Raw genomic sequence first — 25964 nt, 5'->3', positions numbered from 1 at the left:
TTAGCGGTTAATAGTCATGTATCGAACAAACTTGCGGCCATCGCTCAGATTCACTACGTAGTAGTAGGTGCCATCGGGCACGCCGTTGGAGTCGGCCGAGCTGAGCACGATACCCGTGTTCGGCTTGCCATCCCAATCGTTCTGGTAATCCTCGTTTTTGTAGACCAGATTACCCCAGCGATTATAGACTTCCAGACTGACCGTCAGCCCATTGGCGCCCCGGATCACGAACCGGTCATTGATTCCATCGCCGTTTGGTGAGAAGCCCTGCGGGATGAAAATCGCCTGATAAGTCGGCAGCAGCGTCAGCGGAGTGGCTTCGCGCTCGTTGGGATCGGTCGGGTCACCATTGCCGTTGAGGTCCGGATTCAACCCACTCGTCGATACATCGCTTACCGTACCACCTGTATACTGGGCCAGACCGTAGGCCGAGTTGAGGAAGCTGGTCGTCGAGCCATCGGCGATGACGTTGATCACCATTCGAATCGTATCGACTTTACCCACCGCCAGCGCGCTGGTGCTGTCGCCCAGGACGATGACCGGATCCGACACCCCGTTGTAGTTGGGGTTGAGCTTGAGGGCGCTCCCCGTCGAGGTGATGAACGGTGCCTTCACCAACGTGAAGCTCGACCCCGTCTGGCTGTTGAACACCGTCGACAGTGTATCGGTAACCAGCACATTTTTCAACGGACTGGGCCCGTAGGCTTTCACCACGATCTGGTAGGTGACGTTGTAGCTACCATCCGACTGACGGACCGTATCGGCCACGGTCATGGCCAGACCAATGTGCGCATCGGTGGTCAGCCCATTGAGCGATACGGGCGTCGACTGGCTGTTATTACGCGGATCGAGGTCATTGTCCGGGTCCGTATTCGCACCCGCCGTCGAGGTATCGGCCACCACCTGATTATCCGAGGCCAGGGCCGTACCATAGGCCGTGTTGTAGAACGTCAGCGACGACGACTGGGGAGATGCGCTGCGTACATCGACCCGTACCGTAAAGCCCAGCGTAGCTTTCGCACCCACCGCCAGCGTACTGGCCGTATCGACCAGCATCCTGGTGAGCAGACCCTGACCCGTGTACAGCGTATCGACCGTGACCGTTCCCGTTCCCGTCACCCGGATGCGGTTGCTGACAATCAGCGCACCACTACCGAAGGTCTGGGTGAGGTTGTCAACCACCTGGATCTGCCGCAGGGGTAGACTACCCATGTTGGTCAGCGTGATGGTATACGGAACGTCGTATACCCCAGCGGCTACCATTATCGGTGTACCCGCTTCTTTGGCTATACCCAGCAGGCCTTGAGGCAGGTCGAAGCGAACTGTGGTCACCACAGCCCCATCAGCCACCGGATCGATTCCGTTATTGGAAATATCCATTACCGTCTGCGAGGCATCTGGTGTCGTACCAGTTACTGTAGCACTGGAGTAGAACGGACCGTTGTTGCCATTGGGCTTCACATTCACCACAAACACGACCTCATCCTGCGCCCCGGCAGCCAGGGTGCTGGCCCCTGTCAGTAAGTCGGGTTGCGTATGGCCGTTGAAGCTGGCATTGGCAACCAGGGTGCTACCCGATGCCACGACCGGAGCGCCGACCACGCTATACGACGCGGGCGAGAGGAACACCTGACTCAGGCTATCAACCAGACTCAGTCCCTGCAGATCAATACCACCGATATTCTTAATCGTCCCTTTGTAGGTCACGTTATACGAATTATCGGGTTGGGCTTCCACCTTCACAACGGCCAGGGCCAGCCCCAGACCTGCTGTGCCGGTTTGCGAGGCAGGCGCTGTGGCCGTATCCCGTACCGTAATACTGGAACTGTTGTTGCTCAGGTTCGGATCAACATGGTCCTGATAGGTGATCTCGGCCCGGTTGACTACATCCTCGCCTTTCTTCACCAGTCGGGCACTGAACACGATCTGAGCCGAAGCACCGGCTTTCAGGCTATCGATGCGTTTGGTAATCACCCCATTGACGAAGGAGTACCCTGCCGAGGGCAGCAGTTGCAGCCCACTCGGCAACACATCCCGCACATCCACGTTGTAGGCCGTATGCGGACCCGCGTTGCTGACCGTTAGCGTGTAGGTAACGGGTGTACCGTTCACCACCGTATGGTTCACCGTCTTGGTGATGCTCACGTCCGAACGCAGCGTATCGCTGGCGCAGTCGAAGACCTTCACCACCACTTTCGACGGATGGCTTACGCAACCCTGGGCCGTTTTCTCCACAATCCAGTAGGTACCTTCACACACCGAATCCGGACGAATCACAATGTTGGAGGTGACGCATTCACAAATCCGGTAGCTATAGCTGCTTCCTGCTGTCGTCGTCGATAAGGCTTTGGTCAGATCGACGATTTTCGACGGACAGGTGTTGCGCAGGTTGGTCACCAGCGGTGGCAGCACCGGATCGGCTACCTTCACCGTTACCTCGGCCGATTTGACCGATACGCAGCCCTTATCATCCATCACCTGTACACTATAGATACCACTTTGTTTGACGACGATACTCCGCGTGATGGCCCCTGTACTCCAGCGATAGCCCGAAGCCTCGGAGGCTTTCAGCGTCACCGAATCGCCATAGCAGAGCTGGGTAGCTCCTACTATGGTGATTACCGGCTGGGTTTTCACCCCATTCAGGGTGAGCACCATCTGGTCGGTCGCAATCGGACAATTCACATTGGTGGTACTCACCGCCAGCGTCAGCGTTACCTGGCCAGCCGCTACATCTTCCGCACTGGCGGTGTAGATCGCACTGAGCGAGTACGGGTTATCGAAGTGGCCACTACCACTGGTGGTCCAGTGGGCGGTTTGACCACCGCCCCCCAGAACGCCACGCAGTTGATAGCTCGTTGTCGAACACAGGTTCACATCCGCACCCGCATCGGCCGTTGCCGGATTCACCCCATCGCAGGGTGTTGGCTCGGTACAGGTCGTAATCTGCACATGGATGATGGCTGGCAGACTCACGCAGCCATTCACGGTCCGCTCGATCACGTAGTAGGTACCCGCACCCACCGCAGCCGGGTTAGCCACTTTACTGGTCAGCGTAGCATCGGTGTAGTACTCGAACACACCACCCGCCGTGCTCACCGGACTGGTTACCCCCGTCGACAGATCGACCGTCGTGATGGGACAGGTATTGGTCTTATCGACGACCGTTGGCACGGCCACCTTGGGCAATACCGTCAGGGTGATACCCGCTGACACATCGCTCCGGCAAGTTCCTGCAGCCGACGCGCAGTAGGCCGTATACGTTTCGGTACTGGCTGGCGAAAGGGTGATCGACGAACCCGTCAGGTTATTCGACCAGATCACTTGTTCACTGGCCGAGCATCCTGTAGCGACCAGCGTTACCGGCATGCCATAGCAAACCGTAGCGCTACCCGCTCCCTGTAGGGAGAGTGTCGGTGCCGATGGTTTGCCCACACGCACCGTGGCCGATGCCGACCAGTCGCCTTCGCAGGCACCCAGTTTGCATTTCACCCGGTAGGTAACATCCGCGCTCGGCGTTACCGTCAGGATGGCTCCGGTTGTGGAACCGTCCGACCACAGATACGCCCCGTCGGCACAGCCGGTAGCCGTCAGCGAGACGGTTTCACCGACACAAATCGATGGCGTACTCACAATGACCGGAACCGCCGGACTACCCAGTGTAATGCGTACCGGGGCAGAGGGTTGACTGGCGCAGCCAGCTACCTCACAGATCGCCGTCAGCGTCCGGTCACTATACACGCTGGTTTCGTATACCGCGCCTTCTTTGCCATCCGACCATTTCACACTGCCGCTGCAGCCCGTGGCCGTCAGGGAGACCGTCCCCCCGTTGCAAACCGTCAGCGCGGTAGCCGACAAGGTTGGAGCGTTCACCACACCGACCGTCAGTTTTGCCCCCGTTGCATCCAGGGCCGCACACTTGCCGCTAATCAGTTGCAGCACGTCCGTCGTGCGGCTCAGCCCCGATTTGATGTAGGCCAGATTGAGGTAATTGGCATCGCCCGCCTGGCTGTTATAGACCAGCGTATGGATCACGTACTGGGCCACAGCCGACGGCACACTGAACTGCGGTGTCGTACCCACTTGTTGCACCAGACCATCTTTCGTCAACAGATACGCGACCGAGTAGCCGCTAGGCTGAACCAGCCCACCACTTGGGGTGGCCGCCACGATAACGGTGTTGCTACCCGACCCACACACCGTGGCATTCACTGGCGTCAAGCCACCGGCTTTTGCCACACAGGTACCCGGGTTGACCACAATCGTGATCGATGGGTCGCTCAGACAGGTCCGGTATTTACACTGAGCCGAATAGGTCTGGGTTCCTTCCGGACGGACGACGATTGAGCTACCCGTGTTGTTACCGTGAATGTCGTTTGCCGACCAGATCACCGTACCGGGGCAACCCGTTGCTGTCAGTGTCACCGTTCCACCGGGTTCTACCGCCGTAGCCGAAGCCGTAATCGTTGGTTCAAGAACCGGCACTACTGTAATCAGGTACGACTTCGAGGTTGGGCTCGTACAGCCATTCAGGCTACAGTACACCGTATACCCCGTCGTTACCATTGGCTTGACGATAATGCTCGGCGTGGTTTCACCGGTACTCCAGTGCGGAGTGCCCTGACAGTTTTGTACCGTCAGCGTCACCTCTTCACCGGCGCAGATCGAATCGGTACTGCATACGGCCACTGGGGTTTGCATCGTCGTTACGGTTATGGTAATCACGTTCGACTTGCCGGTACCACACTGACCAGCGTCCTTGCAAAGCGCATAGAACTCATGGCTGGCTTCGGTAGCCGTTACCGAGACAATGGCACCGGTTTGTCCATCCGACCAGATGACCGTACCACTGCTGCAGCCCGTAGCTGTCAGCGATACCACACCGCTGGTGCACACCTGCTGGGTCGAAGCCGTCACGACCGGAATCGTACCGGTACCGGTATTCACCGTCACCGTCACCTTATTCGAAGCTGCACTGACACAGCTACCGACGTTGCAGGTGGCGTAGTATTCAGTGGTCGAAGTCGGATAGATATCGATGCTCGCACCCAGTCGGTTGATACCAGACCAGGTCACCGTACCCGCACAGCCGGTAGCTGTTAAGGTTACTTTCTCCCCGCTGCAAACCACGTTACGGCTAGCCGTAATGGTCGGTGCTGCAGTGGGGGCCAGGGTTATCGACACCACATTGGATTGTGGGCTACGGCAAGACCCTCCCGTCTGACAGATGGCCGAGAAGTCATGGCTGGCGGCCGTCGGGGTTACCGTAACGACGGAGCCCGTCTGACCATCCGACCAGGTCACCGTACCCGTGCAGCCCGTAGCCGTCAGACTCACGACGCTACCTGAACAAACCGTCAGGCTCGACGCAGTCACCACCGGAGCCGGAGCGGCTGGGGTAACCACCACCGTTACTTTGCTGGACAGCGCACTTTCGCAGGCACCCAGACTACAGGTTGCCTGGTAGTCGGTGGTCGTTTGCGGACTCACCTGGATCGTAGCGCCAAGCTGTCCGTTCGACCATTTCACACTGCCGTTGCAGCCACTGGCCGTCAGCGTAAGCGTTTCGCCAGCGCAAACCGCTGTGCGGCTGGCCACGATACTGGGCACGCCAGGCTGAGCAACGCTGATGGCAATCACATTCGATTTAGCACTGCCACAGGCCGTACCACTGGTGGGTACGCACAGGGCATAGAACTCCCGGTTGGTAGGGGTCGGGGTTACCGTAACGACGGAGCCCGTCTGACCATCCGACCAGGTCACATTGCCATTACAGCCTGTAGCGGTCAGACTCACCACACCGCTGTTGCAAATCAGGGTTGTCGAAGCAGTCACCGTTGGGGCGGTAGCCGGCGAGGTATTCACCGTCACCCGAACCGTGTTCGATGCACTGCTTTCACAGGTACCCTGCTTACAGGTAGCGTAGTATTCTTTGCTTTCCGTTGGGTAGATGGTAATCACCGAACCGACTCTGGCCACGCCATGCCACTGAACCGTGCCATTGCAGCCAGTCGCTGTCAGCGAAACCGGTTCTCCACTACAGATCAGCGTCTTGCTGACCTTCACGATCGGTGCCTGCGGATTGACTACCGCAATGGCTACCGGGCTGGATTGATTGCTCAGACACGTACGGAATTTGCACTGGGCATAATAACTGGTATTAGCCGTTGGCCTCGCCGTAATGCTGGCTCCGGTCTCACCCGTCGACCACAATACGCTGCCGTTACAGCCGCTAGCCGTCAGTACCACCGAGCCACCCAGGCAAACCGTATCGGCGCTGGCCGAAAGGGTCGGTACCTGTGGGGCTACCACCTCAATGGTGTATACGTTCGAGGACTTGCTGGTGCAGGCGCCATTCTTACAGTATACCCAGTAGCGGTTGCTACCCAGAGTGGGTGTTACCACAATACTGCTGGTTGTCGCCGTCGTACTGTTCCAGATGGGTGTACCCACGCAGTTTTCCGCCGTCAACGTTACCGTTTCGCCGGGACAAACGATGGTCGTGCTACAGGTCACGGTTGGCGTTGGCAAATCCGTATTCACATTGATGGTAATCAGGGCTGGTGCACTCAGGCAGGCACTCTGACGACACTGGGCCGTATAGGTCGTTTTCCCGTAGGGAGCCACCACAATCGAGTTACCCGTCTGCGCTTTATCCGACCAGATCACCGTACCCGATTCACAGCCGGTAGCCGTCAGTGTGACCGACGTGCCGGGGCACACATTGTCGGCACTCGCCGTCAGCACGGGTGTTTTCACATCCAGTACCGTCACGGTAATGGCGTTCGATACCTTGCTGACGCACGTACCGATCACGCAGCTGGCCGTGTAGGTCGTTGTCACCGATGGCGTGGCGACGATGGTCGCGCCCGATTTACCGTCCGACCAGATCACCGTACCCGATTCACAGCCACGCGTGCTGAGCACCGTCGAACTACCTTTACAGATCTCGGTAATGGCACAGGTGACCACAGGGGGCTCGACCTGACAGCCGCAGTTAGCCACCCCAACCGTGACGGTCTGATCCTGCCAGCAACCTGCCCCATTGAACAGGCGGATCGTGTAAGTCTGACCACCGACCAGATTCGAGGCCAGCACGCCATTGGCGGGTACGGCCTGAAGGGCTGGGTTCGTTGTCGTAAAGCTACCACCCTGACTAATCGCATAGCGGTAGGCCGTATTGGCCGCCGATAGCCCACCGATGGTCACCGTACCATTGGCCAGTGGCTGACTGCCATTGCAGGTCGGAGCCAGAGCGGCCAGTGTAAAGCTTACCCCCACTTCCTCTTCGATCACAATCGGGCAGCAGGCGCCATTGGGGCATTGCCCACCGTTGACCTGTACGGTAAACTCTCCATACTGGCTAGCCGTATAGGTATAGCTGGTCGCTCCCGCGACGGGAACGCCATTGCGGTACCATTGATAGCTGCCATAGCCTGCCGGAGCCGACATATCGACCAGGATAGGAGCGCCTTTGCAGACTTTCACCGGAACAGTGGTACATACACTGACCGTATCGCCAGGGATAGCGGCCTTGTTGTAAACGACACCGACCTGGGTTACACTGGCCGAGAAGGTCAGCGTCGTGGTTGCCCCGGCAGCCAGACTTGGAATCGTCCAGATACCGACCGGACTGGTAGCCGCGTAGCTGCCCATCGTCGTAGAAACAGACCCTGGAACGATTGCCAGTCCTGCGCTCATCGACTCCTGAACCTCCACATTGGTGGCAGCCCCTGTGCCTTTGTTAGTCAGCGTGAGGGTGTACGTGACGACCTCACCCAACGCGGCCCGTGTCTTGTTGACTTGCTTGGTCAGCTCCAGCAGTGGTTGAGGAGTTTGCCCACACACAATACCTGGGATGGTCACCACCTTATCGGCGCAGCCAGGCGTACTGACGGTCACACTGAGCGGAACGCCCGATGGGATACCGTAGATCCAGTGGCCGTTGGCATAGCCAGGGTTCACCCGAACTGTGGCACCTGCCGTCACCGTGTAGTTCAGATAATAGGTAGACGTACCCTTATCGTCACAGATCGGACCACTCAGGCTAATGGCCGGATTTTCACACACATTCGTGCACGAAGCCGGACTCATCACCATCACCCGCGTGAAGCAGCTACCATCAGTGGCCGAGATGAGCAGGTTCGTACCCAGCGGAATATCCACCACATTATTGCCTACGATACGGCCCTGACTAATCTGGACACTACCCCGCTCAGCAGTAAAGTTGACCGAGTAGTAGCCCGTACCCTGACAGATCGGCTGACCCACCGTCAGTTTAGGCTGGGTGCAGGACGGATTCGTGAGGCAGGAAGCCGGACTATCCACGCTCAGCACCTGGAAGCAGCCTGCACCATTGCTGGCCGTCACGCTCACGGGGGTACCGACCTGGATATTGCTGATCAACCCGGCCGACAGATTCATGGAACCCGCACTGGCTAGTACACTGGCCGTACTGCTATATACGCTCACACTGTAGGTACCGTTGGCTGGGTTACAGACTGGATTACCTACCGTTAGCACAGGCTTCTCGCAGACCGGAGTCACTGGCGTTACATTAATTACTTCAACATCACTATCATCCTCATCCTGCGAAGGATTGTGCTTATGATCCCCGCTGATGTCGTCGTTGATCGGCGTACCATCGTTATCAGGATTGTTATCCGGATCCGAATCGACATCGGGCAGATTCTGGGCATTGCCCGCACTGCTGATCTCAGCCGTGTTGGTCAGGCTACCCGTTACACCCGAACCTACCGTAAAGACGATGTTGCGCGTGGTGCTCTGACCCGCTGGCAGACTGATAATCACACTGTTGAGCGTGGCCAGACCATTGCTCGCACTCCAGCTGGCATCGTTCAACGTCAGCCCGGTCGGGATGTAATCCGTCACCTGAACATTGGTCGCATCCACATTGCCCTTGTTGTAGACCGTCACCGTGAAGGTTACGCTGCTACCCGCCGTAACATTGGCCGACTGACCACTGGCCAGTTTCTTGGTCAAGGCCAGGTCGAAGACCGGGGTGCTACAGCCCGTCGGGGTGGCCAGAATAGCCACCGGCGAAGCCACACACCCGTTGGCATCCTTGATGGTCAGCGTATAGGTGCCACCACTCAACCCACTGAGGCTGCTGGCCGTGCTGCCATTGCTCCAGGTGTAGCTGTAAGGTGTGGTGCCACCACTAATACCAATCAAGCGCACACTACCCCCCGTCAGACTCGTACAGGTTGGCTGCGTTGGCTGGAACACCGCTGCAATCTCGGTGGGCTGGCTGATGGTGAAGCTCTGAATGGCCACACAACCATTGGCATCACGAGCCGTCACCGTGTATACGCCAGCCCCCACATTGCTCAGGTCTTTAGTCGTGGCCCCGTTGCTCCACACATAGCCTATCGGTGGGGTGCCACCCGTTACACTCAGTACCACACCACCCGTCTGGGTGCCGTAGCAACTCACATTCGTCACACTGCCCGCCAGTTGAGGACCTGCCAGGTTGGAGATGTTGGCCGAAGCCAGCGCCGTACAACCCGTCGCATCCGTCACGATGACGGTGTAGCTGCCGGGAGAAGCATTGGTCAGGTTCTGACTGGTGGCCACCACACTGCCAGCCGCATTGCGCCACTGGTAGCTGTAAGCCGGGCTACCCCCGCTTACCTGCGCACTAACCGAACCCGTGGCCTGCCCACAGACCGCGTTCTGCACACTAGCCACTACATTGAGCGGTGTACTGTTGCCCACCACCACGCTGGTCATGCTGCTGCAGCCGCTGCCATCACTCACACTCACCATGTAGGTCCCCGCCGACAGATTGCTGATACTTGCTGTGGTACCAACCACCGCACCGCTACCATTGGTCCACTGATAGGTATAGCTACCACTACCACTGGTGACCTGCACGCTGGCGCTGCCATTGGCCAGCCCACAGGAGGTCGAGTTCACCTGGGCCACGATCAACGGCGCACTCGTCGAGGAAATACTCACCTGCTTCTGACCCGTACAACCCTTGCTGTCGGTCACACTCACCGTGTACACACCCGGTGCCAGTCCCTGAGCCAGACTGCTGCTGGAAACCACACTACCCGATGCGTTGGTCCACTGGTAGGTGTAGGGGGCCGTACCACTGCCGGCGTTGACCACCACCGTGGCAATGCCATTGGCCTGACCACACTGGGCCAGGGTGGTACCCGTGTTCAGCCCCAGGGCTACGCAGCTTGGCGTTACATTAATCACTTCGATATCACTATCATCCTCATCCTGCGAAGGATTGTGCTTATGATCCCCACTGGTATCGTCGTTGATCGGCGTACCATCATTATCAGGATTGTTATCCGCATCCGAATCGACATCGGGCAGATTCTGAGCATTGCCCGCACTGCTGATCTCAGCCGTGTTGGTAATACTACCCGTTACACCCGCTCCTACCGTGAAGACGATATTGCGCGTGGTGCTCTGACCCGCTGGCAGACTGGCAATCACACTGTTGAGCGTGGCCAGACCATTGCTCGCACTCCAGCTGGCATCGTTCAACGTCAGCCCGGTCGGGATGTAATCCGTCACCTGAACATTGGTCGCATCCACATTGCCCTTGTTGTAGACCGTCACCGTGAAGGTTACGCTGCTACCCGCCGTAACATTGGCCGACTGACCACTGGCCAGTTTCTTGGTCAAGGCCAGGTCGAAGACCGGGGTGCTACAGCCCGTCGGGGTGGCCAGAATAGCCACCGGCGAAGCCACACACCCGTTGGCATCCTTGATGGTCAGCGTATAGGTGCCACCACTCAACCCACTGAGGCTGCTGGCCGTGCTGCCATTACTCCAGGTGTAGCTGTAAGGTGTGGTGCCACCACTAATACCAATCAAGCGCACACTACCCCCCGTCAGACTCGTACAGGTTGGCTGCGTTGGCTGGAACACCGCTGCAATCTCGGTGGGCTGGCTGATGGTGAAGCTCTGAATGGCCACACAACCATTGGCATCACGAGCCGTCACCGTGTATACGCCAGCCCCCACATTGCTCAGGTCTTTAGTCGTGGCCCCGTTGCTCCACACATAGCCTATCGGTGGGGTGCCACCCGTTACACTCAGTACCACACCACCCGTCTGGGTGCCGTAGCAACTCACATTCGTCACACTGCCCGCCAGTTGAGGACCTGCCAGGTTGGAGATGTTGGCCGAAGCCAGCGCCGTACAACCCGTCGCATCCGTCACGATGACGGTGTAGCTGCCGGGAGAAGCATTGGTCAGGTTCTGACTGGTGGCCACCACACTGCCAGCCGCATTGCGCCACTGGTAGCTGTAAGCCGGGCTACCCCCGCTTACCTGCGCACTAACCGAACCCGTGGCCTGCCCACAGACCGCGTTCTGCACACTAGCCACTACATTGAGCGGTGTACTGTTGCCCACCACCACGCTGGTCATGCTGCTGCAGCCGCTGCCATCACTCACACTCACCATGTAGGTCCCCGCCGACAGGTTCATCAGGCTGGCACTGCTGCCCACCACAATGCCCGCAGCGCTGGTCCATTGGTAGCTGTAATTGCCACTGCCATTGCTGACCTGCACGCTGGCGCTGCCATTGGCCAGGCCACAGGAGGTCGAGTTCACCTGGGCCACGATCAACGGCGCACTCGTCGAGGAAATACTCACCTGTTTCTGACCCGTACAACCCTTGCTGTCAGTCACACTCACCGTGTACACACCCGGTGCCAGTCCCTGAGCCAGACTGCTGCTGGAAACCACACTACCCGATGCGTTGGTCCACTGGTAGGTGTAGGGGGCGACCCCGCTACCGGCGTTGACCACCACCGTGGCGATGCCATTGGCCTGACCACACTGGGCCAGGGTGGTACCCGTGTTCAGCCCCAGGGCCGTACACACCGTACACGAGGCCGGGGGAACAATCACCACTATCGGCTGACAACCATTGTTCGGGGTGACCGTCACACTTACCGGAATCCCCGAAAGAATGCCACTGATCAACCCGTTAGCAGCCACACCCTGGTTCACCTGCACACTCGTACCGGCAGCAACCGTATAGCTCACTTCATAAGAAGAGCTACCCGCCACACACTCAGGACCACTCAGAGTGATCGCCGGGTTCTCGCAGGGGTTGGTGCACGAAGCCGGACTCACCACCGTCACCCGCGTCACGCAGGTGCCGCTGCCTGTGGCCGTCACCTGTACATTCTGCCCCACCGGGATGTTCTCGATCACCCGGGAGACCGTATTGACGTTACCTACGTTGCTGCTCACACTACCCGTTCCCACCAGTCGGTAGCTCACCGTGTAGAAGCCCGTGCCCTGACACAGTGGCTGACCCACCGACAAGCGGGGGGGAGTACAGTTGTTGTTGCCGTTATTACTACAACCCGTCGGCGAATCGGCCGTCAGCACGTTGTAACAGCCTACTCCGTTGCTGGCTGTCACGCTGATCGGCGTACCGATTGGGATATTAACAATCGACGCTCCACTCACCTGGCCTGCACTAGGAATCAGATTGGCGGTGCTGCTAATCAGGGATATGCTATAGAAGCCATTGCCCGTACAGATCGGATCTGCCAGGGAGAGGATTGGTTTCTCACAGACGACAGGACAGGCACTAATGGTAACCGGACAGCACAAGCTTAAACTACAGCCCGTGGTAGCTTCGATAGCGCTGTAACTATACAGCCCGGCCATCGTTGCCACATACTCCATCCCCGTAGCTCCGGGTATGACTACCCCATCCTTATACCACTGCACATTTGTGTATTCACTACCTGCCGTCAGGGTAAAAGATGTTTTGGTACCACAAAGCGTATAACTGGCTGGTGGACACGTACAGGAGGATATGGTAACCGGACAACACAGGCTTAGGCTACAGCCGGTGGTAGCTTCGATAGCACTGTAACTATACAGCCCGGCTATCGTCGCCACATACTCCATCCCCGTGGCTCCCGAAATTATGGCACCATCTTTGTACCACTGTACATTCGTATAGCCAGCCCCCGCCGTTAAGGTAAAGGAGGTTTTGCTACCACAAAGCGTATAACTTGTCGGCGGACAGGTACAAGACGCTATACTGACTGGGCAGCATAAACTAGTACTACAACTGGTAGTGGCATCGACAGCGCTATAACTGTATAACCCTGCCTGCGTGGCTACGTAATCCGTACCCGTAGCTCCTGGCAATACGATGCCATCTCGGTACCATTGCACATTACTGTAGCCACTCCCCACGGTTAGTGTAAAGGAGGTCTTATCGCCACAGAGTGTATAACTCGTTGGGGTACAAGGATCATCTGCACTAAGTTCAATAACTGAACGCGTCGGATTTGCCGGTATAGTCGCTGTCCGATTTTCGTTATCGGTTCCAACGACAGGCAGATGTTTTACCTTGCCAGATGAGGCAAATTTTGCATGCGTACTGGGACTGGCCAATCGGGTGCGGTTGGCTCCCCCTGTCGACACCGATGGCTTCAGAGGCTCAGCACCGACCGCACTCGATCCTATTGTGACGTAGAACAGGACCAGCAGTTGTACCAAAAAGCGGACTCCCCACGGAGGTGAGCTACCCACATCCTGCCATACTGAGCCGGGTAATGGTAGATACTTTTTCATAGATGACTGTGTATTTGTGTATTCCATGGCTTCGGGTGGATTCCATTACCGGGATTCATCAAAAGCAATCAGGCCGGAAGACCTTTCGGCTACTCCAATGACCTGATTGCTCTGATAAATGCTCCGCCAATCAGGCGGCCTCTTTTATTTGACGGTAATACTCGTCGTACAGGTCGGACAAATGGGGATCAAACCGGCATCCTGGGTCGCTGTCGTCTGCGACTGCGTCAGGGTAAATCCAGCTGTTTGTCCATTCGAGCCAGCGTCGCTATCTATGGCATCATTCGCGCCTACGTTCGGTGTTGTATAGGTCTTACCAGCAGGAGTCGTAAACTGTACATAGTAACTACCCGGACTTACATTCGAGAATACATAGTGCCCGCTGGCATCCGTTACAACCGAACTCACCGGCTGACTGGTCGTCGCATTGTACAGCGTTACGGTTACCCCGGCTACGCCTGTTTCGCCACTGGTTTGCAGACCATCCTTGTTGGTGTCGTTCCAGACATACCCACTCACCGTGCCCACTACCGTTTGCGGCTGCACCAGGATGCTCACCGTCGCTTTGTCGCACTTGTTGGCACTGTTGCACACCGTGTAGGTGAAACTGTCAGGACCGCTGTAGCCCGTCGTCGGCGTGTAGGTATAGCTACCATCCGGGTTCATTGCTACCGTGCCGTGGCTGGGCTGTCCGCTGGTATAGGTCAGCGGCAGGTTCTGCGGATCGCTGTCGTTGCTGGCTACTGTACCCTGCTTGGGTGTGTTGACCGGCGTTAGCAAGGCGTCGTCCACCGCGACCGGCGGCAGAATCGTACCCGCTGGTGGGGTAGGCTGCACATTCACCGTCACCAGAGCCGTGGCACACAACGGTGGGGTGCCCTTGTCACACACCTGGTAAGGGAAAGTAACCACGCCCGTAAAGCCCGTCGGTGGCGTGTAGGTGATGCTGCCATCAGGATTCACACTCGCCGTACCTACCGGAGGCTGACCCAGCAAGGTCGGCGTGTTCAACTGACCGTTGGGCGAGGTGCTACTGTCAGGATCGGTGTCGTTACCCAAAACCACAATCTTCACCGGCGTACCTGCCGTCGTCTGGGTGGCATCCGGGTTGGCAACCGGCGTGTTGTTGGTGCCTGCCGGAGCCGGATCAGGATTGACGTTCACCGTCACGCAGGCCGTGCTGCTCAGTCCTGAAGTATTGGTCGCCTTGTAGCAGAACACCGTCGTGCCCGTGAAGTTGGTCGGTGGCGTATAAATGTAGCTACCATCGGGGTTGAGCGATACGGTGCCCACTGGTGGTGGGGTGATCAGCGTAAAGGTCAACGGCTGATTCTGGGGATCGTTGTCGTTGGTCGATACGTTGCCTGGCACCGGCGTGTTGGGTCGGGTGTTGGCAATGTCAGGTGTAGCCAGCGGAGGCAGTACCGTTTCGGGCTGCACTACAATCGTCACGGTTGCCTTATCACACTTGTTGGCGCTGTTGCAGACGGTGTAGGTGAAGCTGTCGGGACCCGCATAGCCTGTTGTCGGCGTGTAGGTATAGCTACCATCGGGGTTCATTGCTACTGTACCGTGCTGGGGCTGACCACTGGTGTAGGTCAGCGGCAGGTTCTGCGGATCGCTGTCGTTGCTGGCTACCGTACCCTGTTTCGGCACATTCACTCGGGTCAGTAGGGCGTCGTCCACCGCGACCGGAGCCAGTGGCGTACCCGCGGGTGGCGTGGGCTGCACATCGACCGTTACCAAAGCCGTGGCACACAGCGGTGGGGTGCCCTTGTCGCACACCTGGTAAGGGAAAGTAACCACGCCCGTGAAGCCCGTCGGTGGCGTGTAGGTGATGCTGCCATCAGGATTCACACTGGCAAAGCCTACCGATGGCTGACTGACCAGCGTGGGATTGTTCAACTGCCCGTTGGACGAGGTGCTGCTGTCGGGGTCGGTATCGTTGGCCAATACCACCACTTTTACAGGAGTACCCATCGTCGTCTGGGTGGCATCGTTGCTAGGCACGGGTGGGTTATTCTGACCCACTGGAGCCGGATCAGGTAACACATTGATGGTAGCACAGGCCGTGCTGCTCAAACCTGCCGTATTGGTCGCCTTGTAACAGAACGTAGTCGTCCCCGTGAAGTTGGTCGGTGGGGTATATACGTAACTACCATCGGGGTTGAGCGATACAGTGCCCACTGGTGGTGGCGAAATCAGCGTGGTGGTCAGGGTTTGGCCCTGCGGATCGTTGTCGTTGTTCAATACATTACCCGGTACTGGCGTATTGATGCGGGTATTGGCAATATCGGGCGTAGCCATTGGTGGCAGGTAGCAACTGGCGGCTGGCCCCGTAATGTTGGCAAACTGTTCCAGCGGAATCTGATTGCCTCCGGCGGGTTGGCCCGATGCCGAATAAAAGCTATTGGCTACGTTGAACGAATAGGCATCCAGAGCGGCCTGAATAAAGGGGTCGCCGGGGGCCAGGGGTTGAATGGGGCCAAAGCAGCCATTGCCTTTGAACGTAAACAACGCAACAGGCTGACCCACCACAAACGCACCCAGATTTGACTCCGAAGGCGACTTACCCAGCACATAATAAGCGTAGGCGGGGTCCAGTGCGGCCGGACTGTAGTTCTGGGTAAAGGTCGTCCCGTTGGTGGCCGTCAACGACAGGCCAGGGCCCAGCTTGGCCGGGTTCTTGTCCCAGATCTGGGTACCACTGGCATCGGTGATGTTGCTGATGGTAAACCCAATCGGCACTTTCAGCGTAAACTGAGCCGTCGAGACCAGCTCGGCGGTTGCGCCGTTGTTGGTGTTGGGCGTGGCATAATCCGGCACAGCCCAGGCGGTGTACGTCTGGGTAGTCGCATCATACGTTACCCGGTATTTGACTGTATTAGGAGATTGTTGGGCGCGGACAGTTAGAAAACTAACGATACTCAGCAACCAGAACAACCCCCAAGTGAGTTTCCGTTTCATGTTACATGTTTTTAGATTACAGTTCCACTGTTCAGTTTTTGGGATACCTCTCCTGCCCCGGCCGACCAGCAGCCGAAGCCGGAGAGGTACCTACTCGTAGTTAGGGTAGTTGTTCGGGGATGACAAAGAAGTTCTGACCCGCCACATTACCTGGGTGATTCTTGGTTACGTTCAGGTAGATGTAGTTCACATCGTTGCCCGTACCCTGGTAAATAGCCTGCCCGTCCATGTTCACATCGGCCGTGTTATAGCCCTGCAGGATGTAGTTGGCGGTGCCGGTCACATTGCCCGTGGCGCCTTTCACCTGCTGCGAGATAGCCGACACATCGTTGGTCGTTCCCTGATAAATCACCGACTTATCGTAGAGCACATTACCGGCCCACAGCGCCACACCCTGCGCTACCGTTACCTCCGGCTGATTTACCGCGCTGGTACTGATGCGGTAGGTCGGCGTCGAAGGCGTGCGGAAGTCAACCACCGTACTGGTGAAGCTCAGCGGAATGGCACTGGCCGTCATCACACCCAGGTGATTGCGGTGGCGAACCGCTACATAATAGCTTCCCTGAGCAGCCGTGAACGATACGGGCGACTGACCATCCAGATCGACGATGTCACCATCGCGCTGAATCAGGGCGGCCCGGCTATCGATAATCTGCGACGGATTAGCAGGATTACGCAGTTCGACAAAGACCCAGTCGACGATGGCGTTGGCACCCGTTACCCCAAAGACCGTGGCCGTGTTGCTGATCGGACCCACCGGCGTGATGGGATTCAGGCTGGCATACGGACTGCTGGCGGGCAGATACCCTTTCACCCGCAGGTCGTCGCGCATCAGCCCGTTCGGATCGGTGACCCCGAAGAGAGCCCCCTGCAACCAGGCTTTCGGCATCAGCAGCAGACCCTTCGGTTGCTGGATCACAATGTATACCGTCGCCTTGTCGCACTTGCTGGCCGTGTTGCATACCGTGTAAGTAAACGAATCAGGACCGCTGTAGTTGGTCGTCGGCGTGTAGGTATAGCTACCGTCGGGGTTCATCGTTACGGTACCGTGGCTCGGCTGGCCGCTGGTATAGGTCAGCGGCAGCGCCGGGTTGTTGGGATCGCTATCGTTGCTGGCTACCGTACCCTGCTTCGGCGTATTGATATTGGTCAGCAGAGCATCGTCTACCGCTACCGGAGGCAGAATCGTTCCGGCAGGTGGCGCTGGCAGTACCGTTACCGTTACCAGAGCCGTGGCACAGAGCGGGCTGCTGGCCTTGTCGCACACCTGGTAAGGGAAGGTCACCACACCCGTGAAACCAGTCGGCGGGGTGTAGGTCACGCTGCCATCCGGGTTGAGAATGGCCGTTCCCTGCGCAGGCTGACCCAGCAGAACAGGCGTGTTCAACTGACCGTTGGGCGAGGTGCTGCTGTCGGGATCGGTGTCGTTGCCCAGAATCACAATCTTCACTGGCGTACCCACTGTCGTCTGCGTGGCATCGTTGTTGGGTGCGGGCGGATTGTTTTGCAAAATCGACGGATCAGGCAAGACATCGACCGTGACACAAGCGGTGCTGCTCAGACCAGAGGTATTGGTGGCCTTGTAGCAGAAGCTGGTCGTACCCGTGAAATTGGTCGGCGGGGTATAGACGTAGCTACCATCGGGGTTGAGCGATACCGTACCCACTGGTGGTGGGGTGATCAGCGTGAAGGTCAACGGCTGATTCTGGGGATCGTTATCGTTGGTCGATACGTTGCCCGGCACCGGTGTGTTCACCCGTGTGGTGTTGATGTCCGGTGTCGCAATCGGTGGCTGAATCGTTGGCGGCAGAACCACAATATAAACTGTGGCTTTGTCGCACTTACCAGCCGTGTTGCAGGCGTTGTAGGTGAACGAGTCAGGACCGCTATAGTTGGTCGTTGGCGTGTAGGTATACGTACCATCGGGGTTGAGCACCACCGTACCGTGGCTGGGCTGGCCTCCGGTGAAGGTCAACGGCAGCGCCGGGTTGTTGGGATCGCTATCATTCGAGGCTACCGTACCCTGCTTCGGCGTGTTCACCAGTGTCAGCAGGGCGTCATCAACCGCTACCGGAGACAGTGGCGTACCAGCCGCTGGTGTAGGCAGTACCGTTACCGTTACCAGAGCCGTGGCACAGAGCGGGCTGCTGGCCTTGTCGCACACCTGGTAAGGGAAGGTCACCACACCCGTGAAACCAGTCGGCGGGGTGTAGGTTACGCTGCCATCCGGGTTGAGAATGGCCGTACCCTGGGCAGGTTGACCCAGCAGAACAGGCGTGTTCAACTGACCGTTGGGCGAGGTGTTGCTGTCAGGATCGGTGTCGTTGCCCAGAATCACAATCTTCACCGGCGTACCCACTGTCGTCTGCGTGGCATCGTTGTTGGGCACCGGTGGGTTGTTGCCCACTCCGGCCGGAACCGGATCGGGAACGACCGTGATGGTGGCACAAGCGGTGCTGCTCAGACCTGAGGTATTGGTGGCCTTGTAGCAGAAGGTGGTCGTACCCGTGAAATTGGTCGGCGGGGTATAGACGTAGCTACCATCGGGGTTGAGCGATACCGTACCCACTGGCGGTGGAGAAATCAACGTTACTGTCAGCGACTGGACCGGACTATTCGGATCGTTGTCGTTGGTCAGTACATTACCCGGCACCGGTGTGTTCACCCGTGTGGTGTTGATGTCCGGCGTGGCAATCGGTGGCAGCACCGTTGGGCCATATACTTTGATGGCGCGGTTACCAGCTATCGATGTTGGCTTGGTACAGTTGAGCGGCAGACTACCGTTGGTAGCAATGAACGTAACGACATAATCGCCCGTCTGGCTAAAGGTAATCGTGGCCGAGCTACCCGTTCCGCTCACGCTCGATACACCCGTGGTGGGGTATACCTTCCAGATGATGCTCTGACGGGGTACACCGCCAACAGCATTGAAGGTAGCCGTGGTGCCAACCAGGGTCGAATCTTTGCCACTGGCTTCCAGCACATCGATAGGCGACGGCGCTGCGCAGGGGTCAAGACCCACCGAAATCAGTCCGGCACTCACTTTCTGAACCGGCGTACAGGTGCCATCGCCCAGGTTGGTCATCGTAAACACCGCCCGGAACAGCCCTTCCTGGCTGAAGGTGATGTTGCTGGTAAACGCACCACTGCCTGAGTTAGGTGTAGCGCCAGCCGAGGGGATAATCTCCCACTGCACGTTGTTGTAGGGCTGACCACCCACCAGCGAGAAACTACCCATCTGGCCGATTTTGACGGCAGCTACCGTCGGCAGCGTCGTTACAGTGCTCGATCCGGGATAGGCGCAGACAGGAGTCGGCGATTTTACCAGGTAGTCGAGTGTCGACTGCACCGTGCTGGGGATATTACAGCCTGCGGGGCTGGTGCTGTTGGTCTCTTCAAAAATAATCTGATAATAGCCCGGTTGCAGGAAGGATACCGACGGAATGACGGTGCCCGTGCCCTGGTTGGGCGATACGGTGTTCGACGGCGAGATAAACCAGCGAACGGTGCTGCCCTGCGTTTTACCAACGTAGGTAAAGGAGGTCGCATCGCCCACCAGCACACTGGCCTTACCCGGCACCACCTGCCCCGGAATCAACGGTGCGCAGGGGATAGCTGGTGTGACAGGTACGGTTGGCGTACAGCTATTGCCCGCCTGTGGCGAACTGAGCGACAGACTAACAACCCCTGCCGAACCCGATCCGTCGTACTGCACCGGAATGGCAATGGCCGTCTGGCTGGCCGTCAGCGTAGTGACGTAGGGCGATGGCGTGGTGCTAAAGCCCGTACCCGACAGGTTGAGGGTGAACGATCCGGCTTTAGCTCCCGAGATGGGCACGGTAAGCGTACCCGACGAGGGGAAACCAGCCACAAATTTACCGCCAACGGTGATGTTGGCGCAGTCGAAGCAGGCTAGTACCGATGCCGACACCGGCGCGGTTGGCCCATAGCAGGTGCCATTGGTGAAGGCCGCATAGTAGGTACCTGCCGTCAGAGAATTGACACTGCTCAGTTTGTTGGCCGCCGTAGCCGGTGTGCCACTGAACCAGGCCAGGGTATAGCTGGCGGGTGTATTGCTGGCCGTAATGGTGCTCAGATCGACCGTGGTAATCGGGCACACATTCGACTTGCTGGTGGCCGATAGCACAGGTGTCAGTGACGTACAGCAGGCTACATCCTGTTGAGTAGCGTCCTGGCTGGTGCCAATTAATTGCCCACTTGCTCCAGCTATTGTTGGCACACCATTCGCATCAACACAGGCTGCGCTTGCGCAGAGATTAGTGGTAATCGGATTGGTTGATGTACCTGTATAGCCAGCACCGCTGTTACCACCCGGCATCGACGAAGCCACCAGGTTTGCATTGGTAAAGCTGGCTCCACCTTCCAGAGCGTCGGCACAACCGTCGCCATCGGAGTCGAGGTCTAAACGGTTTGGTATGCCATCGCCATCTATATCATTATTACAGCTTGCCGGAGTCACATAAATATCATCGACACCAAAATCATTGCCGCTGATTGCGGTTCCGATGTTATACATTTCCAGGCGGTACGTGCCAGGCGAAAGCGTTACCGAAGAACCTACCTGTTGCCAGGTGCCGCCTTCGGGCAAATTGCCTGAAGTAATATTGCTTACCTGTGCCGACGTAGCCGTATTGATTATTCGTACGCCTACATTGGGCAAGCCAATATTCGTTCCTGCCTTGACCATGTTAGCCGCCCAGCAGCCGAAGTTATACGTATTAGCCGTGGTTACGGTGAATTGACCGGAGTAGAAAACCCCCACTGCCGACGAACCATTCACCCACATGTAGGCATCCGTTGCAGCCGTTGACGAGTGACCGTTCAGGGCCTGGAATACCGGATTGTTCCACGTAGGCGGAATCGACTGATTCAAAATCGTGTATTGTCCTGCATTGGGCTGGCACGCAAACGCATAAGATGTGACACTAGACGTAGACGCCCGACAGACCGATGTCTGCCCAAACGTACCCTGAAACTCTTCGGTTACTAATGAAGCCGTACAATCTTCATAAATATCCAGAATGCCATCATTATCATCGTCCAGGTCAATATTGTCTGGCAGACCATCGCCATCCGAATCGGGGACGCGATTCACCGTGATCGTTACCGTAGTACTTGAGCAATTAGTCGTACTTTGAACTTCACAGATTGAGTAGGTAAAGGTAGTAACGCCCGTGAAGCTACAGGCAGGTGCAAACCTGATTGTCCCATCGGAGTTGACCGTGGCCGTACCGTTGGCGGGCTGCGAGGTCACCGTTACCTTCACATTCGAGGTAGTTGGCGTATTACCAGCGTATGTATCGTTGGTCAGTACTGGCACGTTCACCGCCGTACATTGCGTAGTTGTCTGTGAATCGGGGTTAGCCGTGATTTCAGTGGTGCAATAAAACGTACCGCAAACAAAGGCAAGACCTTTAGCTCCGGCACCTGACACATAAGGTATATAGGTCGAAAAGGTATTGGTTGTTACATCAAACTTTGTAATACAATCCCCTTTCATCGTGCCAATATATAGATTACCATCAGGCCCAACTGCAATATCCCATGCGCTTACGCTAGTACCTCCGGAGGTGCCATTAACTACAGGAACGGGAAATGAGTAAGTACCTAATACCGCACCAGTATTAGCATCGTATTTAACTAATTTATCCGGTCCACTAGCAGGGTCAGGCGACATAACTGCCCATAGATTCCCGGCGGCATCGAACGTGATTCCTCTATAGTAATACCCACTTGGGGCAGTCACTAAATTCGTAAATGAACCGGATAAAGAAGGCGCTATATACGATATTGTTGACGTACCGCCACTCGAATAATACTGCTCCCAGCCTCCACTTACATATACATTTCCAGTATTAGGATTCACGGCAACCCCCCAGTTGAAAGACCGGCTTGTATTAGTAGTTAAGACAGTATTTGTTGTAGTGCTTATTTTCGATACTCCACCTGTACCTGCAACATAGGCATATAATCCATCAGGCGACAGAGCTATATCAATAGCCAAACCGGGCACAGTCGATATTCTTGTAACAACTGTACCTGTAGCATAATTGTATACAGCGATGTCGCGATTAGGCCCAGTACTGTTTGCTTCTAATAATACAATATAAGCTAAATTAGTCGTAGGATTGGTTACAGCCCCTTCTCCACCAAAGTTGGATCTAGCGCAGGTAAAGGTTGCACTCGATTGTCCATAATTAAAGACATCAAGTCGCTTACCAACATACTCACTTACCAGCAGGCTATAGTTAGAACAACTTACATTTACACCTACCACAGCCCTACTACACACCGTCGGCGAGGTTTTGTCGCAGATGGTATAGGTGAAGCTGACGGGTCCTGAGAAACCCGGCGGTGGCGTGTAGGTAAATGTGCCATCAGGATTCAGCGTGGCCGTACCACTTACTGGCGGATTCGTCAGCGAAACCGTCACGTTGGTGTTGGTCGCCTGAGCGCCATTATTGGTGTCGTTGGTCAGCACCGGAATGTTAACGGGCGTGTTCTGCGGTGTAGTGGCTACATCGTTGTTGGCTTTTACCCCTACCACATTCACCGTTACGGTAGAGGCCGCACAGTTGGTGGTGTTTTGCACCTCACAAATCGAGTAGGCAAACGTCGTTGACCCCGTGAAGGTACAGGTCGGCGTAAACTTGATGGTACCATCTGAATTGACCGTGGCCGTACCGTTGGCGGGCTGCGAGGTTACCGTTACCTTCACATTCGAGGTAGTTGGCGTAGCACCCGCATAGGTGTCGTTGGTCAGTACTGGCACATTCACCGCCGTACACTGCGTAGTCGTCTGCAAATCGGGGTTAGCCGTGATTTGGGTCGTACAATAGAATGGACCACAGAGAAAAGTTAAAGCTTTTGATCCTGTTCCCTGTGCATATGGAACAAATGTAGAGAACGTGTTAGTGTTTACGTCGAATTTTGTTACACAATCGCCACCTAAGGTAGCAATATACAAGTTTCCATCTGGCCCTACTGCTACATCGAATGCTACCTGGCTACCATTGGAAAGGCTACTAGGATTTGGGACAGGTAATGTATAGGTACCCAGTACAGCACCCGTAATAGCATCATACTTTACTAGTTTATCAGGGCCACCAGAGCCTAGTCCAGAAGTCGACATGACAGCCCATAAATAACCCTGACTATCGAACGTTATACCACGGTAATAATATCCAGAAGGAGCCGTCACCAATGTAGTAGTGGCCCCTGTCATCGAGGGTGATATATACTGAATAGTTGACTTATTGCTGTATGTAGGTCTAAATCCAGCCGAAGTATAGACATTTCCTGTAATTGGATTTACGGCTATTCCCCAAAGTTCGCCTACTGATTGTAGATTGGCATTAGGCGCACTTGCTACTAACGTATTTGTTGCTGTACTATATTTTTGTACAGCAGACCAAGTAGCAACATAAAGATAAGCTCCATCGGGAGAAAGAGTAAGATCTGGAGCCCGATCACTCAGAGGAATTTGCGTAATTAGTTGGCCTTTCTGGTAATTGTACACATATACAGACAAAGCATCCTTTAAGGCGTACAAAATTCCAGTGGGTTGGTTTGCAGCCACCCCTTCACCTCCTGAAGCATTTATAACACACGTAAGTTTGGGTCCTGTTGATCCAACTTTAAATACTTCCAATTGTGATGTATTAACATCGCTTACAATCATCGAATAATCTGAACAACTCACATTAATTCCTACCGTAGCTGTACTACACACCGTCGGTGAGGTTTTGTCGCAGATAGTGTAGAGAAATGTGGCTGTCCCAGAATAGCCCGGTGGTGGCGTGTAGGTAAACGTGCCATCTGAGTTCAGCATGGCCGTACCCACGGCCGGTGGAGTAAGCAGCGAAACCGTCACATTGGTGTTGGTCGCCTGAGTGCCATTATTGGTGTCGTTGGTCAGCACCGGAATGTTAACGGGCGTGTTCTGCTGCGTAGTGGCCGCATCGTTGTTGGCATTGATTACACAAACAGCCGCTTTAATCGCTGCATTCTGACTAGTTCCTGCTGTTTGGCCGCTTGTTCCAGCCAAAGTTGGTACGCCATTAGCATCTACAGCATTACCCAAATTCTGCGTTATAGGTGTGGCAGATGTGCCCGTATACCCGGTGCCGCTATTGCCTCCCGGCATTGATGAAGCAATCAATTTAGCTTGCGCGAAGCTGGCTCCGCCTTCAAGAGCGTCAGGGCAGCCGTCACCATCGGAATCTAGATCAAGACTATTTACCAGCCCATCACCGTCAAGATCAGCATTACAAGGTACAGGTAGAAGATAGACATCATCCAGCGCGAAGTCATTACCATATGCCCCAAGAGACGAATTATACATCTCGATTTTATAAGTGCCAGGTACCAAGCTCAAAGTAGTTGACAATTCTTGCCAATTGCCTCCTTCTGGCAAATTGCCGGATGTAATATTACCTACTTGGGCAGATGTCGCTGTATTGATAATTCTAACACCAAGATTTGGAGTTATGAAGTTTGTACCAGCCTTAATAGGATTTACTACCCAGGCACCAAACTTATAGCTCCCTGTTGTGGTCACAGTGAATGTACCTGTGTAAAATATACCCTGAGCAGTTACATTTCCATTCACAAACAAGTAGGCATCGTTTGGATTAGAAGTTGAATGCCCCTGAATATTGCGCCACGATTGGTTCCATGAGCCCAGTATAGATCCATTCACGATAGCATATCCCCCTTCTACAACTCCACTCGTTACACCGCACGAGTAGACGTAGTTTGTCACAGTTCCACTACTGGGTCTACAAGCGCTTGTTAGCCCAAATGTTCCTTGATACTCGTTCTGTATCAAGGATGCATTACATCCTTCGTTCACATCCAAAATCCCGTCGTTGTCATCGTCAAGATCAACGTCATCGGTTACGCCATCCCCATCGGAGTCGGGAGCAAAAGCAATAGTAGCTTTTGTCTCCACGCCCTTTCTGGGGAGAGCTTTGTCTTTGCTGTTATGGCTAGCTGGCACAGAAGGAGCCGCTTTCACCACTTTATCAAGCGTCGGCAGAGCGGTGTTGGTCAGGTAACCATCCCCAACAAAGGCCAGAGCCGTATAAAGGGAGGTAGCCACTAACAGCAACGCAATGCCATACCGAAGCCAAAGCAGTTGCCTCATGGCTCGTAGCGTGTGTTGCATTCGTGTTAAGTATCGTGTAGTTGTCTGTTCCATAGCGTTATCGGTGGCTAGAGTGATGGGTACAAACAGGTATTGGGTTGCTCAGGCGCAACCGGTTTGGGAAGCAGCCCACCCTGCCCGTTCGGGCCGTAGGGGGGCCAGTGTGCGGCCTATGCGTCCGCACGGATATGTGTGTACTTGTCTTGTTCATAATGAATTAGGGATAAAA

Annotated in this window: 3 protein-coding genes; all 3 read right to left on the bottom strand. The window is 55.9% G+C overall.

Annotated features, from left to right (window positions below; genetic code table 11):
* Positions 1 to 13599 carry a T9SS type B sorting domain-containing protein gene (locus B5M13_RS07165; protein WP_170061095.1) on the bottom strand — a complete coding sequence of 4533 codons (13599 nt, stop codon included), beginning with the start codon at positions 13597 to 13599 and terminating at the stop codon, positions 1 to 3.
* A gap of 144 nt (positions 13600 to 13743) precedes the next feature.
* Positions 13744 to 16566 carry an Ig-like domain-containing protein gene (locus B5M13_RS07160; protein WP_080055029.1) on the bottom strand — a complete coding sequence of 941 codons (2823 nt, stop codon included), beginning with the start codon at positions 16564 to 16566 and terminating at the stop codon, positions 13744 to 13746.
* A 100-nt stretch (positions 16567 to 16666) separates the two neighbouring features.
* The gene (locus B5M13_RS07155) at positions 16667 to 25756 is read right to left on the bottom strand and encodes an Ig-like domain-containing protein (RefSeq protein ID WP_170061094.1); all 9090 of its coding nucleotides are present in this window, start codon (positions 25754 to 25756) and stop codon (positions 16667 to 16669) included.
* Between the last annotated feature and the right edge of the window lie 208 nt (positions 25757 to 25964).

It is taken from the genome of Spirosoma aerolatum (genome assembly GCF_002056795.1).
Lineage (GTDB): Bacteria > Bacteroidota > Bacteroidia > Cytophagales > Spirosomataceae > Spirosoma > Spirosoma aerolatum.
Note: the sequence above shows the minus strand (reverse complement) of the source record. Positions and strands in the feature narration are given on the sequence as shown.

Excerpts from the sequence above, each read along its gene's own strand:
- B5M13_RS07165 (WP_170061095.1), bottom strand. The coding sequence starts at position 13,599 with ATGAAAAAGTATCTACCATTACCCGGCTCAGTATGGCAGGATGTGGGT.
- B5M13_RS07160 (WP_080055029.1), bottom strand. The coding sequence starts at position 16,566 with ATGAAACGGAAACTCACTTGGGGGTTGTTCTGGTTGCTGAGTATCGTT.
- B5M13_RS07155 (WP_170061094.1), bottom strand. The coding sequence starts at position 25,756 with ATGCAACACACGCTACGAGCCATGAGGCAACTGCTTTGGCTTCGGTAT.